Here is a 14,091-nt window from a genome sequence, read left to right as displayed (position 1 = left end):
GATTAGATGTTGAAACCTTGATCCAATCTGAAACCTTAGAACTATTAGAATGGCATCGCCTCTGCCAGCACCTTGCCACCTTTGCGGCAACTAAGTTGGGGGCGACAGCTGCGCGTCATCTGAAAATACCCGATTCTCAGATCCAAAGCGAACAGTTGTTAGAGCAAACCAAAGAAGTTTACCAACTGGAAACTCGCCTCACAACGGGACTTTCATTTGAGGGAATTCAAGATATTGGCGATTCCTTAGAACGGGCAGAACGTAGTGGAGTTTTGGCAGGGGATGAACTGTTAGCGATCGCCACCACCCTCGCTGGTGCCAGAAACTTGCGCCGTGTGATTGACAATCAGGAAGATTTGCCGATATTGACTGATTTGGTTGCCGATTTGCGGACTTATCCAGAACTAGAACAGGAAATTCACCGTTGTATTGATGAACGGGCCCAGGTAACCGATCGCGCGAGTCTAAAACTGGGAGAAATTCGCACAGACTTGCGGCGAGTACGCAGCCAAATTACCCAAAAGCTGCAAAATATCTTACAGGCAAAATCTGGAGCAGTTCAAGAACAGCTAATTACCCAACGGGGCGATCGCTTTGTCATCCCCGTAAAAGCACCTCAAAAAGATGCCATCCCCGGTATTGTCCACGATACCTCTACCAGCGGTGCCACCTTGTACGTGGAACCGAATTCAGTAGTACCCTTGGGCAACCAACTGCGGCAGATAATTAGGAGAGAGCAAGCCGAAGAAGAAGCGGTTCGTCGTGCTTTGACTGAACAAGTAGCCGCAGTCAAACCAGATTTAGAGAGATTGTTAGCGATCGCTACCACTTTGGATCTGGCAACCGCTAGATCGCGATATAGTTACTGGCTAGGAGCGAATCCGCCGCGATTTATCCAGCGTGAAGACAATGAAATCATTACTTTGCGGAATTTACGACATCCATTGTTAGTGTGGCAACAACAGCACGAACAAGGGCAACCAGTAGTTCCTGTAGATTTACTGATCAACCCGCTAATTCGGGTAGTGACGATTACCGGGCCAAATACTGGCGGTAAAACTGTAACCTTAAAAACTTTGGGGTTAGCAGCATTGATGGCAAAAGTGGGTTTATTTGTCCCCGCCCGCGAACCAGTGGAAATACCTTGGTTTGATAAGGTGTTGGCAGATATTGGCGACGAACAATCCTTACAACAAAGTTTATCTACATTCTCTGGGCACATCCGCCGGATTAGTCGGATTTTAGAAGCATTGGGAAATGGAGAATCGGGAATCGAGAATGGGGAAAAGGAAATACCCAAGCCCCGATCGCTCGTTTTACTCGATGAAGTCGGCGCAGGAACCGATCCAGTTGAGGGTAGTGCTTTAGCGATCGCCTTGTTGCAATATCTCGCCAACCATGCCCAGCTAACGATCGCCACCACTCACTTCGGGGAATTAAAAGCCCTGAAATACGAAGACGAGCGGTTTGAAAATGCCTCTGTAGAATTTGACGAAAGTACTCTGTCGCCTACTTATCGTTTGCTGTGGGGCATCCCCGGACGTTCTAACGCCCTGACAATTGCCCTACGCTTGGGATTAAAACCAGAAGTGGTAGAACAGGCGAAAACTCAAGTGGGAGAGGCTACAGATGAAGTTAACCAGGTGATTGCTGGCTTAGAAGCGCAACGCCGCCGCCAGGAAACCAAAGCTGCGGAAGCCCAAGTTTTGTTGCAGCAAGCGGAACGTTTATACAAACAAGTATCCGCAAAAGCCGCAAGTTTGGAGGAAAGGGAAAGCAGTTTGCGGGCTTCCCAGGAAATCGCAGTCCAACAAGCGATCGCCCAAGCAAAAGGTGAAATTGCCCAAGTGATTCGCCGCTTGCAGAAAGGTACGCCCACAGCCCAAGAAGCCCAACAAGCAACCAATGCTTTGAATCAAATTGGCCAGCAATATCAGCCAGCAACGCCAGCAAAACCAAAAGCTGGATTTATGCCCAAAGTAGGCGATCGCCTCCGTGTTCCCAAATTGGGACAGGTAGCAGAAGTTATAACTGCCCCCGATGAAGATGGGGAGTTAAGCGTTCGCTTTGGGCTAATGAAGATGACTGTGAAGTTGCAAGATGTAGAATCTCTAGATGGTCAAAAAGCCGAACCAATCGTCAAACCCAAACCAGCCCCAGCACCAGTAACGCCACCACCGCAAACTGTCCCAGAAATTCGGACTTCCCAAAATACCATTGATTTGCGTGGTAAACGGGTGGCTGATGCCGAATACATTTTAGATAAAGCCATTTCGGAAGCTACAGGCCCAGTCTGGATTATTCACGGGTACGGCACTGGTAAGCTGCGACAAGGAGTTCACGCTTTTTTGCAACAGCATCCCAGAGTGAACAACTACGAACCAGCAGAACAAGCAGATGGCGGCAGTGGTGTTACCGTTGCTCACATAAAATAAAGAGCAGGAATGCTATGTTACTTGAACTGAATCAACTAATTGTTAGAGCCGGTCATCAGTTGTTGATTAAAGATGTCTCCTGGTCGGCATACAAACGCATTTTAGCGGAATTGGGAGACAATCGCAGTTCTCGGATAGCTTACAGTCAAGGGGTGCTGGAAATAATGGCTCCTTTACCAGAGCATGAAGTAGCTAAAGTTATTATTGGGGATTTGGTAAAAGTTTTATTAGAAGAACTCGATCTGGAATTTTGGAGTTTGGGTTCTACAACTTTTGATAAGGAAAGTATGGATGCTGGGGTAGAACCCGATGATTGTTTCTATATTCAAAATGAAGCTAGAATTAGGGGCAAAGATAGAATCAATTTAGAAACTGACCCGCCTCCAGATTTAGCTATTGAAATTGATATTACCTCCCGGACTCGTTTTAATAATTATCAAGCTTTGAGAGTACCAGAACTGTGGCGATGGAATGGAAGCAAGTTGCAAATAAACGTGCTGCTCGATGGTCAATATATAGAATCAAATACCAGTTCTATTTTCCAAAATCTTCCAATTGACCAAGTGATTCCCGAATATTTGATGCTGAGTAAAACTAATGGTAGAAATGCGACAATGAAAGCATTTCGTGCGTGGATAAGACAGCAAATTGGTAGCCAGATTTAGTTGAAATTGCCAGAAATTGCTACTAAAAAAAGTTTGTGACCAGTGCTATAAAAGTATGATTTTATCGCTCAAAGCTAGGCTAATGCCATCTACGGCAATAATTGGCGATTTCTACGTAATTTCCATACCATCAGACAAGATGAACTAACTAACAATAAAGCTGAGATTGATGGTTCTGGAACCTTGGTGATTACTAACGAGAGGTCATCAGCATAGCCATCATTCACGCGTCCACGAACATAGTTCATCTCCAGAGCAACATTAATTTGTCTTGCACCAACGGGAATAAAACCTTTTGTAGATTTGAATAATAAACCTGTTGTATTATTTCTTTTGTCTGGAGTGGGAGAAGTAAGGAATGCTGTATTTAGAGATTGACCATCTTGATTGAGGAAATTAAGACTAAACTTCACATTATCTAAATCAGTGCCGTAGCCACCTAACCAGGCGCTTAAATCGTATGCTCCTTGTCCAGCATCAGTTATGGAGGCAAGGTCAGCTATATCAATTAATTGAGAAGCACTTGATGAGCCTCTATTAGCACCACCAAAAAAGAGATTTTTTCCACCTACACTTGGGCCTGAACTATTAGCATCAGGAAGTCCACTAACGGCAACTATATTGCCCAAAGCATTAGTAAATTCAAAACCTGTTGCTCCATATTGCAGCACACTAAAACTATCACTTGGAACCCAGCCAGGGATAAAAGGTATATCAGTTCCAACAGCATTACCAATTGTATCTCCTTGCCCTTGTTCTGCATCCCCATTAACAATAAGATTTTGACCAAGGGTGGCTGCATAGATAGGGCTAGCAAGCAGAATACTCGATGAGATTCCCGCTATCAGAGCTATACTTTTATTTGCGATTTTTTGAGATAAAAAAGGAAAGATATTCAGCTTATTCATATTTTACTTACTTTGTAGATATAGTATGAGATTGATTGAGTTCAAGACAAAATTAGAAACTTTTCTACCTGCGCTGGTCTAATTTGATTAATTGTTTTTTGACCAATCCTTGTTTTTTATTCAGGATAAAAGCTATACCTACAGCCAGTAAAATTCCACCAGCACCCTGATGTTCGGGAACAGAAGTAGAGGGTGCACTAAATCCATACTTTTCTAAAATTTCTTGCCCTTTTTGTGACAGGATATATTCAGCTAATTTTTCACCATCCGGATCGGCGTTCTTGAGTGTAGCTAATCCATAATCAGCTTTTGTTGCTAAATAGTTGGGTAGCTCTACTATTTGCAGATTTTCACCACCTTCTATTTTTTGGGCAGTCTGACCACTCGTGTAATAAGATAAAAATATATCTGCTTGCTTTGTTTCTTCTAGAAAGTAGACTAAATTATTTTTGCCATTAGGAACTATAGGAGCATTCGGATTACCACCTACTAACTGCAAGGCTTTATCCTTCAGAATTTGAGAGCTACCAGGTGTAACCCGATCGGCCTTGTCAAATATCTGCCATGCATAGTTACCAGATGGATCTGCTATAGGTGTTGAAGTTCCCACCTTGATTTCAGGCTTTAGCAAAAAGTCCAACAAATTATCTGATGTAATACCAAGTCCCGATCTGACAACAGCAGTCATGCGGTTGCTAGTGAAGTTCTCTACAGGTTCACTTAAACCTTCTTCAAACAATGTCTGAGGATTATCAATATCTGCACTAGCAAAAACATCTGCGGATCTTCCGGTTTCGGCGAATTCTTGTTCTATCAATTCTCGTGTTAGCCCAGACGGGCCAAATCTCGTTTCTACCGGAATCCCATATTTCTCGTTAAAAGATTCAGCTACTTCTGTAAGGCTATCTCGCAAACTACCAGCACCGTATAGCTTAACTGCGAATGCCTGAGTTGGCAGAGTGACACCGACAGCACAAACTATCAGTGAAAAGGCAAAAAAATGCTTTTTCATCGTTGTTATATTATTGGGTTGCTATTACTACTCAGCGAACTATCTATAACCCATACTTAAGTATGATCGGTACTAAATGTCTAAACTATTACCTCTGCCCACTAAGTTTATAAATGAGTTCTGATATGTGCGTGGTTGGCAGTTAGAGCTATACTACCAACTAAGTTGGATAAAATCAATTGGCCAATATCTTCAAACGCTGACTTTATCAAATTTTTAAGTTTGTCATCAGTTTCATGGAGGCATCAATCGTCCTGATGTTGCCCACCCTGTCCTGAAATAACAGGCTGCACACAAGCAAAAAAGAGGTGGGATTGTGTCCAGCAGCAAGAAACGCCTTTAGCAAACAGGCAAAAGATTTGTATAGTAATTATGTATACATAAAGACCAATTAATAAACATCAATAAATTTCAAAATTTAAAACCATAAATAAATTAGGAGGTATTCTACATAATTATTTAACGATAATTAGCTGTTAGTATTCAAAACAATAGTTTATTTATACTCTTATACGGAGCTAGCAGCGAAAGTTAGGTAAACCTTAACTAGAATTGATAATTTTCTACTTTGTCGAAAATAAATTTTCATCTAGAGTAAGACAAAGATACCTGCTGTTTACCACATAGAAAAAAGCTACCTGAAGCCTCTGGCTCAGAGCTATGGGAAACCAAGCTTGATTCTTAAGAGTCTGGTTTCAAAATGGGTAACAGCAACATCCCCTATCAGCTCGATCACCTATGCTAAAAGTTATGCACTCGGCCGCCAACTCAGCCACTCCAAATTCCCAGTGGGAGGATTTAATCAAGCTTCCAGCCCCAAACACAGTTCAATGGGACAATATCAAAACCCAATTAGACTTGGTGCTGTTGGCGCTAGAAACCTTAACTGGGATTGGTTCAGAGGCTATGCTTTCGGCGGCAACCGATCTGAATTTAGAGTCAAGAGTGCCAGACCGCGTAGCTTTATGGCGACTGCGCCAATCAAATCCCCTACGCAAAGGTCAAGGAGGGCGAAAAAAGCTAGATGTCGAAGAAGCGCGATCGCTTGTTTTAATCGTCTGCTACCTAGCCAAACAGCACCAGGAATTGATTCGCCGCGCTGTCGGCCTATTAGAGCAAATGGCAGAAAATAACCGGGAACCTCACCAGGCTGCTTTACTTGGAGATTATATTGATGCTTTTTGCAACACCTACCAAGAGCGGATGGAAGAGGACGAGAAAATCTCAACGGATTTACTTACCAACCTGGCCCTAAAACTGCTTGTAGATTTACTTTTTTACAGTGCTCCTGGTGGGCATCGCCGTCTCTGGCTAGCACTTATAGACCGTTCAACAAAATTTTAAATTTAGATTTGAAATTCCTCAACGAAAATTTGCTTGTGATTTGTTTACTAGATCGGGAAACCTTTTTGATAGTCGTTAGCTCTTGGCCGATCCACTATCAGCACTACTTCCTTATTGCACACCAGTTTGCATAACGGAAGGAACTTGACAAAGTTCTGAGTGGAGGAATCCGCCGTTACAACTTTTCTTTGCAAGCAACTGGCTCAACTTTTTGCAAAATCCCAAATAGTCTTCCTCGCAGTTCCTGTCATGCCTCTATCAAATTCTGTTATTCGTTGCTACACACCCCCAACTTGCACGCTAGAAGTATTCGCGCAAAGCTCACCTTTGTCCCGTTGGATGGGTAAAACTGTCCTCAAGCACCTGAGCTTTGAGCTTCGTTTTGACGATCCCCGATTACCAGAAGAACACAGAGTTCCAATTCGGGGCGATCGCGAACAACTCGAAGCTTTGTGTGATGCCGTCACAAGCTACGTACAGCAATTCCTCCAACAGCCTCCAGAAAGCTTTTGGGTCAGTTTCTCCGGTACCCAACAGTCAAGCACAGCATTGGGTGAGCCGGAATTAAAGTCCTCAACAAAAATATTAAATTCCTTTAGTACCCAGTTTCCTGGGGCAAATATCCACTTAGAACCAAGCGGCTATTTAACTCACAATTTATTTCTTGGTTCTCTCGCTAACCACTCATCTGGCCCCGTAATTCAACTCAGTCTGCTGCAACTATTCGATTTGGCAAGTGCTTTAGATGAATACTCAACTGATGTCATGGCACTCCCAACTCTCAACAGCACTTCGACTCTGAGGTTCCCTGCTTGGGCACCTGTTGCCGCAGTCTTAGTATTAGGTGTAGGTTTTTTACCACTTACTTGGCAATATGCTAACAACATTAGGGAAAACCAACAGCAGACAGCCAAAACATCAGATGCAGGAGCGGTAAAGACTGCTCTAGAACCTTCATCCTCACTAAACTTTCCCACGCCGCAACCTGGACTCACTCCTTCATCAGATAATCTGCTAGGTTCTACCCCTCCACTTCCCACATCCAGTTTGCCCCAAGCACCTCTAACAGCCCCTGGTTCCAGTTTCTCTACACCGCTACCTGTATTTCCAAATAATAATGCGCTGACAATACCTCAGGGCAAGACTTCAACCCTTTCTACTAATCCAGCGATGCCTCCGGCGAGCTTTGCTAACACACCATCTAGCAAAACCCCAGGCCAGGAAATTGCTATATTACCAAATCTTGGACAGAACCCTACAGGGTCAAGTACCCAACCTAGTACTCTCCCTCAGCTGCGGAATTTGCCACCTAGACTATCTTCTAACCCAAGCAGCTTACCGGCTAATATCTCACCAGTCTCTCCCCCGCCTCTTAGCACCATACCCAATAATAGTGGTGGAAATACCCCTACCCAACCTTCCCCACTAACCTCACAACAGCTAGAGGAAAGAATCAATTCCCTACAGCCACCTTCTCCTAGAGAGAAACCTGCTTCACAACTTTCCTCCTCTAGAACTGCGGAAAATAATCCATTCATCGATCAATTAGGGGACGCACGCAAAGCTCCAGCATCTACAGAAGTAGCTACGGGCACATTATTTGACACACCTCAAGTAGCAGAAGCTAGAGAGTACCTCACAAAGCGTTGGCAACCACCCACTGGACTGGGACAAACATTAGAGTACAGTTTGATAGTCAGTGTTGACGGTACAGTTGAACGAATTTTTCCCCTTAATAAGGCAGCAAGAGAATTTGTTGATAGCGCTGGGATGCCTGAAGTTGGTAAACCTTTTGTTTCCGCCAATAAACGCGGACAAAATGTCAGAATTCGAGTTGTACTCAGTCCTGATGGCAAGGTACAGACTTTTCCAGATGAATAAATAAACTAATCGGTTTGATGCCACTTGTAAAACTGGTACAAATCTTGTGCCAGTTTCTATTTACTGCAATTGCTCTTGAGCTTGTTTTTTGGAGTCCAGTTACCAAACTGGTCTTACTATTGATACCAGTAAACCTACCAATCAATAGAATCACTGTTAACACCAATTCTCCAAAATCAAACTATAGATACAAGTCTGGAAACCCAGAGGAAATCTGACTTTTCTTGATTAGGTAGCTTGCTTCTCCCTGGAGGCGAGTATTAGGAATTGGTATAAATTACCCAGATCGAAGGTAGGAAATATGCAAACAATTGGTACTCAAAAAGACAGTCCGGCTTGGGTTATTCAAACTTGGGCAGCTTTTGTGATTTCTATTTCTATGACCACCTTCGGCATTGTAAACTTACCTGTAAATGGCTGGGTGAAAGGTTTTATGGGTATGGGTATGGCTTTCTCTGTTGGCTCAACTTTTACTTTGGCGAAAACTACTAGAGACTTGCATGAAAATAGAAGATTAACCGCTAGGTTAGACGAGGCGAAAGTAGAAAAATTGCTTTCACAACACGATCCTCTAAATTTCAAATAAAGGCAGTCATACCAATTTTGGATTAACAGGCTTTACCAAAAAGCCGTTTCAGGAATATCAAACAATACTACCTTTTGCTATTTGATGGGATCTCCATATCATAAATTAATCATATGACAAAAGACAAAAGGACTGGTATAGCCAGTCCTTTCTTATATTGATTTAACGTTTTTATCTTAATAACGGGATTTTTTGGTTTTTAACTTTTGCTTTTTACGCCGACGTTCGCTAGCAGCAACTGCCTGTTCTACCGGATAACCCACTACAGGAATTACCTGATATTTGCGCTCTTCTTCTAACTTTTTCAGTTCAGTGTAATCAAGCCAGTGAATGCAATCAACCGGACAAGTGTCAATTGCTTCTTGGATAATTTCCTCAGCGTCCCCATCTTGCCGAACTACGCGCGATCGCCCGTAATCTGGTTCAATGTAAAAGGTGTTACGTGCAACGTGAGCGCAATGTTTGCAACCAATACAGGTAATTTCATCAACATAAACACCATTTTGACGCAGCACACCACCCAATTCCGGTTCTAAACCAGAACGTTCTGGGGCATCCCGTAAAAAACCCCCTAATTCTGGTTCCAAACCGGAACGGTTGTCTTCTTCTTCTTCTGGCGACGGCAGAAAATCAGCCATTACGCACTCCAGCGCTGTACTACTAAGCGAATTGAACCATCTTCATTTTTTTGTTGTTCAGCGACTTGAAAGCCAACACGAGCCGTTTCTTTCACAACTGTTTGATAAGCATAACGCTGTGTCACCTGGCGCAAAAATCCATCCACAGATAGGCCTTGCTGCCAATATTGCAAGTCAGCTACCAATTCATATTCCTTGCCATTCCATCTAAAGCCGATGTCATAGCCATTTTCCTGCTCAATACTAACTTCCGCAGGATGGGTTTGACCGCGATAGCCGCGTACTTCGCGTGGGCCGGGTTTCCAGTCTATACCTAATTCAGTCAGAGCATCTTTTAAAGAATCAAGGTTACGGATTTGAGTCTTAATTTGGCTAAAGTGTGACATGGTGGTTGTGAATTAATTACACTAAACTACTGTGAAAACTTACCAATCGCTGTTACCAATCGCTGTAAGTGGTGTGTGTATTCGCCACATTAGATTGCTGCACCTTCGCGGCGAAATATTCTGAGGTTGGCTCATGATTAAGTACTTGCCCCAGCTGCGCTTCTATTGCTGCTGTAACCTCAGCGCAAGAAGCACCCACAATGCCAGTGACTTTTTCTTGTACCCGACCGTCTGGATAGATTATGAACTCTAATGTCTCCATGCTCTTGGCCAACCACGATAAGTACGCTTAAATTTTACTGCTTTAGCAGAAGGCTACAAATATAGCCGTAGGAACATTTTTACTATTTTTACTTTAGATACAAACTTGCCATTTGTTAAATAATGTTCCATCTCTCAACATATATATCTCAGAATCTTTACAAAACTTATTAATATTATAAGCAGTCACATCAGTCTTTAGTTAGTCTCTCTTAACCTTATCGATTAGTCAAGGTAACTACTGGAGCTAGCTAAGTAAGCTGCAAAAGTCCTAAAAACAAGCATTAGACGTAGTATGGCAAGCTAAGTGAGTTACAAAAATATAGAAATTCTTGAAAAACTTTATCAACATTAAGTTTGCCCTATTCCTTTAGGGGTTTCCGCAAGCTAGTAGCTATAGCGGCGTATATCCTCCGGGTTCACCAATCATAATGCGATCGCTAGCCTTATACTTATTTAAAGTGTCTGTTTTGTGTAGCAAAATGTTATGCTGCTTGACTACGTAACAACCTCGAATCACCTTCTGCTGCAATTATCTCAAAACAAGAATCCATCTCAAGAAATAATTCCCAGTAATCTTTTCTGCACTGAGTAGCCAACCTTTTAATCACAATCTCTTCAAGTTGAGTATTACGCTTACCTTTCCAAAGGTTATCAGCTAAGGCAACAAGTAACTCCTCAAGCGAGCATTCCATTGTTTGCCATTGCCCATGAGAACGACAACATCGTGCAAGCTTTGGATTAATACCATTACTAATTAACAACTGTTCACCGTCAGCTTCGTGATTATTTCCTTTTGCAACAAGCTCATCTGGATGAACAATCTTTCCTGCATCATGAAACGCAACGCCAAGATGCACAAAGTCTCGATCGAATGAAACTCGTAATTTTTGTAGTTTTGTAATCAATAAATCACTAGCTTCACCAACTAACATGATGTGGAGAATCAGCTTTGATGAAGCTCCCAAATGTTCTAGAAACTCGTAAGCATCTTCTATTGTTTGAAAGGTTATAATCTGGCTACTCATCTAGCATTTTTTCCCGAAGTATTAATAGTAGGTAAAAGTTCACCTTGAATCGTACTATATTTACCCTGTAGCATAGGTTTATGGATAATTTGACCGTCAATGTACTCGCTTACTGGCAGGTTTCGTTTCTGATAGTTGAAGAAACTAATTCAAATGCTGCGATCGCTTTCAACAAGGAAACTTTGCTTGAGAGAACTAACCATTACGGTTGGAATCTCATAACCATTCGGTGTATACAATTCTTAGACACATTATTCAGCAAACATTTCAGCCAAAGTATCTAAAACTGCTTTTTGTTCATCAGAGTCAATCTGACCTAGCTTTTTGACTAATCGAGTTTTGTCAACTGTACGAATTTGATCCAGAACTATTTGCCCATCCTTGCCCTGAAACTGACAAGCAATACGAGTTGGATAAGACTGTCCTTTAGTTGTCATCGGAGCAACAATGACCGTGGCAATATATTTGTTCATCTGGTCTGGTGAAATTACTACACAGGGTCTTGTCTTCTGAATCTCACTGCCAATTGTCGGGTCGAGGTTAACCAAAAACACATCAAATCGATTGACTACCACTCCCACTCTAGATGCTCCCACTCTGTAGTTACGGCATCATCGAGCAGTGTATCGTCATGTTGTTTAGCCATTGTTGCAAATGCTTCCTCCCACCCCTTACGCGATCGAGAGGCAGCACGGACAATTAGGTGACAATCTTGAATTTCAATTTCCACCTCTTCACCAATACCACTTTGTTCCAGCAGAAGTTTAGGAATGCGGATACCTTGAGAGTTACCAATTTTAACAATACGGGTTCTAATTGCTGTTCTCATGACGATACTTGTCCTGAAGCGTAATTACATTGTGATTACAATTACAGCTTTTGTCAACAAGCGCTCAATTTTTCACTTACAGAAAAAAAACATCAGTCAGCCAAAGAACCCAGGATAATGAATCATAATTAACCTCTATAGCTTTGAGCTATCAGCCATCAGCCACCAGTTACAAGCCGGAAGCTGAGATGCCGAATGCTAAGGGCTTTTGATTCAACTTAACCAATTGACTATGAATTCCGAAAAAGTCAAAAATTCTCTAAATATTTCGCCAGCGATACGCATAGGAGTACTAGGTTTCGGCGGACTCGGACAAGCCGCCGCCAAGGTACTTGCTGCTAAACAGGAAATGATTTTAGTCGCCACAGCAGATCAAAAAGGCTACGCTTACGCTGCTGAAGGTTTAAATACTCAAGAATGCATTGCAACCTACCAGTCCCAAGGTTCGGTAGGTCATTTAGAGCCAGTTGGTACGTTAACAAATCAAAGTATTCAGGATTTAATCGAAATAGCTCAACCTGTGGATGGGTATTTTCTGGCTTTACCCAACTTGCCAAATGACTTTATTCCCTCTGTAGCCAAGGAGTTTATCAAATCTGGTTGGCGTGGGGTGCTAGTGGATGCGATTAAGCGCACCACTGCTGTAGAACAACTACTGGGGATGAAAGAAGAGCTGCAAGCAGCTGGGATTACCTACATGACAGGCTGTGGTGCAACACCCGGATTGCTAACCGCCGCAGCTGCTTTAGCTGCCCAAAGCTACGCCGAAATTCATCAAGTCGAAATCACCTTCGGGGTAGGAATTGCTAACTGGGAAGCTTACCGCGCCACTGTTCGGGAAGATATTGGCCATATGCCTGGTTACACAGTGGAAACTGCTAGAGCGATGACTGACGCGGAAGTAGAAGCGCTATTAGATAAAACTAATGGCGTGCTTACCTTGACGAATATGGAACACGCTGATGATGTGATGTTAGAAGTAGCCGGAATAGTGGGGCGCGATCGCGTTACTGTTGGTGGTGTAGTCGATACTCGCAATTCTAAAAAGCCTCTCAGCACCAACGTTAAGGTAACAGGGCGCACCTTTGAAGGGAAGATTTCCACCCATACCTTTACTCTGGGAGATGAAACTAGTATGGCAGCCAATGTCTGCGGCCCTGCTTTTGGTTATCTCAAAGCTGGTAGACAATTGCACCAACGCGGTATCTATGGAATATTCACTGCTGCTGAAATTATGCCGCAGTTTGTCAGGTAATAGTTAGAAGTTAGGAGTTAAGAGTTAGGAGTTAAAAAGCTAAACTTGAGGCTTAAAAATCTCTAGCTTTGTTCAAAATTTGCCATTTAAAACTCTTAACTCCTAACTTTTTCTAAGTAGGTCGGCACAATAAAACCAAACTGGATGAAGAAAAGTAAATAAAACTTAAACCCTCTTTCCCCCTGCCCCCTGCTCCCTGCCCCCTGCCTTATCCCAACGATAATTAATTACGCCGACCTACTTAAACTGGTGGAATTTGTGGAGAAAAAATATCTGTGAAATTCTCCTCAAGCAGCGAATCTGATGTTTCCATAATAAATGGAAGTTCGGCTCCTACGAGTCCTCGTTGGATGCGTTCTAAAGTATCGCTAAAAACGACAAACAGAGGATATACGGTATTGGCTCCCTCACTCAAAATATGACTGTGGCGCAGAGGCATCAACCATTCATAATCATTGTCTAGCCAAACTTGGGTTTGTCGCCAACGTCCTAACAAATCAGAAAAGTCTTCATGAGCACGATGAATAAAGACTAAAATTTCTGCTCCAGTTTTGATTTTCCACTCAGGATCGCACATCAAAATTGCCACATCACAGGGTAACGAAATCGTTTGTGATGCTGTTATAGCAGTGTTGCGAAGACGGACAATTGGCAAAGGAATAGTGATGACACTTTCATCTGGACGGCGCAGACTGGGAATCATCTCCAAGTATGGCCGATATTGCTTTAGTAAGGCGATCGCAGCTAGATGATTGCTGTACTCTGCCAAACTCGCTTCGTACTGAGATTTTTGCACAGTCATAGTTTATTAAATTAAGAATAAAATTAATCAGTTAGGAGTTAAAACTTAGGAATAAAAATTT

The 14,091-nt window shown here is 42.6% G+C and carries 15 protein-coding genes; 6 read left to right on the top strand and 9 right to left on the bottom strand.

Translation table 11 applies throughout. The annotated features are described in order from the left end of the window. Positions 1–17: 17 nt before the first annotated feature. Both V7L01_RS30860 and V7L01_RS30855 read left to right on the top strand, forming a co-directional pair. The gene (locus V7L01_RS30860; protein WP_335041717.1) at positions 18–2,435 is read left to right on the top strand and encodes an endonuclease MutS2; all 2,418 of its coding nucleotides are present in this window, start codon (positions 18–20) and stop codon (positions 2,433–2,435) included. Between the two features lie 14 nt (positions 2,436–2,449). Beyond that, the gene (locus V7L01_RS30855; protein ID WP_335041715.1) at positions 2,450–3,100 is read left to right on the top strand and encodes a Uma2 family endonuclease; all 651 of its coding nucleotides are present in this window, start codon (positions 2,450–2,452) and stop codon (positions 3,098–3,100) included. Positions 3,101–3,189: 89 nt separating this feature from the next. Here V7L01_RS30855 and V7L01_RS30850 read toward each other — a convergent pair whose 3' ends face one another. Both V7L01_RS30850 and V7L01_RS30845 read right to left on the bottom strand, forming a co-directional pair. Next, positions 3,190–4,008, bottom strand: a complete 819-nt coding sequence (locus V7L01_RS30850; protein ID WP_335041712.1) for a PEP-CTERM sorting domain-containing protein — start codon at positions 4,006–4,008, stop codon at positions 3,190–3,192. 64 nt (positions 4,009–4,072) lie between these two features. After that, entirely contained in the window at positions 4,073–5,020 is a 948-nt protein-coding gene (locus tag V7L01_RS30845; RefSeq protein WP_335041709.1) for a molybdate ABC transporter substrate-binding protein, read from the bottom strand. A 738-nt stretch (positions 5,021–5,758) separates the two neighbouring features. Between V7L01_RS30845 and V7L01_RS30840 the strand changes: the two genes are divergently transcribed. From V7L01_RS30840 to V7L01_RS30830, 3 genes are all read left to right on the top strand, one after another. Then, positions 5,759–6,364, top strand: a complete 606-nt coding sequence (locus V7L01_RS30840; protein WP_335041707.1) for a DUF3038 domain-containing protein — start codon at positions 5,759–5,761, stop codon at positions 6,362–6,364. 249 nt (positions 6,365–6,613) lie between these two features. Further along, complete coding sequence (locus V7L01_RS30835; protein WP_335041705.1) at positions 6,614–8,245, top strand: DUF4335 domain-containing protein; 1,632 nt, start codon at positions 6,614–6,616, stop codon at positions 8,243–8,245. Between the two features lie 301 nt (positions 8,246–8,546). Continuing rightward, complete coding sequence (locus V7L01_RS30830; RefSeq protein ID WP_094328132.1) at positions 8,547–8,831, top strand: YiaA/YiaB family inner membrane protein; 285 nt, start codon at positions 8,547–8,549, stop codon at positions 8,829–8,831. Positions 8,832–9,007: 176 nt separating this feature from the next. On the opposite strand, the gene V7L01_RS30825 is transcribed toward V7L01_RS30830, so the two are convergent. From V7L01_RS30825 to V7L01_RS30795, 6 genes are all read right to left on the bottom strand, one after another. After that, on the bottom strand, positions 9,008–9,469 hold the full coding sequence (locus V7L01_RS30825) for a ferredoxin (RefSeq protein WP_335041703.1): 462 nt from the start codon (positions 9,467–9,469) through the stop codon (positions 9,008–9,010). Beyond that, on the bottom strand, positions 9,469–9,855 hold the full coding sequence (locus tag V7L01_RS30820) for a DUF1257 domain-containing protein (protein WP_335041701.1): 387 nt from the start codon (positions 9,853–9,855) through the stop codon (positions 9,469–9,471). Before V7L01_RS30820 ends, V7L01_RS30825 begins: the two co-directional genes overlap by 1 nt. Before the next feature lie 52 nt (positions 9,856–9,907). Beyond that, positions 9,908–10,117, bottom strand: coding sequence for a DUF2997 domain-containing protein (locus tag V7L01_RS30815; RefSeq protein ID WP_012406943.1), 210 nt, complete (start codon positions 10,115–10,117; stop codon positions 9,908–9,910). A gap of 484 nt (positions 10,118–10,601) precedes the next feature. Further along, positions 10,602–11,144 carry an HD domain-containing protein gene (locus V7L01_RS30810; RefSeq protein WP_335041699.1) on the bottom strand — a complete coding sequence of 181 codons (543 nt, stop codon included), beginning with the start codon at positions 11,142–11,144 and terminating at the stop codon, positions 10,602–10,604. A gap of 251 nt (positions 11,145–11,395) precedes the next feature. Then, the gene (locus tag V7L01_RS30800; protein WP_335041697.1) at positions 11,396–11,725 is read right to left on the bottom strand and encodes a type II toxin-antitoxin system PemK/MazF family toxin; all 330 of its coding nucleotides are present in this window, start codon (positions 11,723–11,725) and stop codon (positions 11,396–11,398) included. After that, positions 11,713–11,973 (bottom strand): AbrB/MazE/SpoVT family DNA-binding domain-containing protein, encoded by a 261-nt coding sequence (locus tag V7L01_RS30795; protein WP_335041695.1) that lies wholly within the window; start codon positions 11,971–11,973, stop codon positions 11,713–11,715. Before V7L01_RS30795 ends, V7L01_RS30800 begins: the two co-directional genes overlap by 13 nt. 232 nt (positions 11,974–12,205) lie before the next feature. Between V7L01_RS30795 and bioU the strand changes: the two genes are divergently transcribed. Beyond that, on the top strand, positions 12,206–13,228 hold the full coding sequence (bioU, locus tag V7L01_RS30790) for a (S)-8-amino-7-oxononanoate synthase BioU (protein WP_335041693.1): 1,023 nt from the start codon (positions 12,206–12,208) through the stop codon (positions 13,226–13,228). A 241-nt stretch (positions 13,229–13,469) separates the two neighbouring features. Here the strand turns inward: bioU and V7L01_RS30785 are convergent, their stop codons facing one another. Then, on the bottom strand, positions 13,470–14,030 hold the full coding sequence (locus V7L01_RS30785; RefSeq protein WP_335041691.1) for a hypothetical protein: 561 nt from the start codon (positions 14,028–14,030) through the stop codon (positions 13,470–13,472). Positions 14,031–14,091: the final 61 nt, after the last annotated feature.

Source organism: Nostoc sp. (assembly GCF_036917095.1).
Lineage (GTDB): Bacteria > Cyanobacteriota > Cyanobacteriia > Cyanobacteriales > Nostocaceae > Nostoc.
The sequence above is the reverse complement of the archived record's forward strand: the minus strand, read 5'-3'. Positions and strand labels throughout refer to the sequence as shown.

Excerpts from the sequence above, each read along its gene's own strand:
- V7L01_RS30835 (WP_335041705.1), top strand. The coding sequence starts at position 6,614 with ATGCCTCTATCAAATTCTGTTATTCGTTGCTACACACCCCCAACTTGC.
- V7L01_RS30850 (WP_335041712.1), bottom strand. The coding sequence starts at position 4,008 with ATGAATAAGCTGAATATCTTTCCTTTTTTATCTCAAAAAATCGCAAAT.
- V7L01_RS30845 (WP_335041709.1), bottom strand. The coding sequence starts at position 5,020 with ATGAAAAAGCATTTTTTTGCCTTTTCACTGATAGTTTGTGCTGTCGGT.
- V7L01_RS30825 (WP_335041703.1), bottom strand. The coding sequence starts at position 9,469 with ATGGCTGATTTTCTGCCGTCGCCAGAAGAAGAAGAAGACAACCGTTCC.
- V7L01_RS30815 (WP_012406943.1), bottom strand. The coding sequence starts at position 10,117 with ATGGAGACATTAGAGTTCATAATCTATCCAGACGGTCGGGTACAAGAA.
- V7L01_RS30810 (WP_335041699.1), bottom strand. The coding sequence starts at position 11,144 with ATGAGTAGCCAGATTATAACCTTTCAAACAATAGAAGATGCTTACGAG.
- V7L01_RS30795 (WP_335041695.1), bottom strand. The coding sequence starts at position 11,973 with ATGAGAACAGCAATTAGAACCCGTATTGTTAAAATTGGTAACTCTCAA.
- V7L01_RS30840 (WP_335041707.1), top strand. The coding sequence starts at position 5,759 with ATGCTAAAAGTTATGCACTCGGCCGCCAACTCAGCCACTCCAAATTCC.
- V7L01_RS30820 (WP_335041701.1), bottom strand. The coding sequence starts at position 9,855 with ATGTCACACTTTAGCCAAATTAAGACTCAAATCCGTAACCTTGATTCT.
- V7L01_RS30785 (WP_335041691.1), bottom strand. The coding sequence starts at position 14,030 with ATGACTGTGCAAAAATCTCAGTACGAAGCGAGTTTGGCAGAGTACAGC.
- V7L01_RS30830 (WP_094328132.1), top strand. The coding sequence starts at position 8,547 with ATGCAAACAATTGGTACTCAAAAAGACAGTCCGGCTTGGGTTATTCAA.
- bioU (WP_335041693.1), top strand. The coding sequence starts at position 12,206 with ATGAATTCCGAAAAAGTCAAAAATTCTCTAAATATTTCGCCAGCGATA.
- V7L01_RS30855 (WP_335041715.1), top strand. The coding sequence starts at position 2,450 with ATGTTACTTGAACTGAATCAACTAATTGTTAGAGCCGGTCATCAGTTG.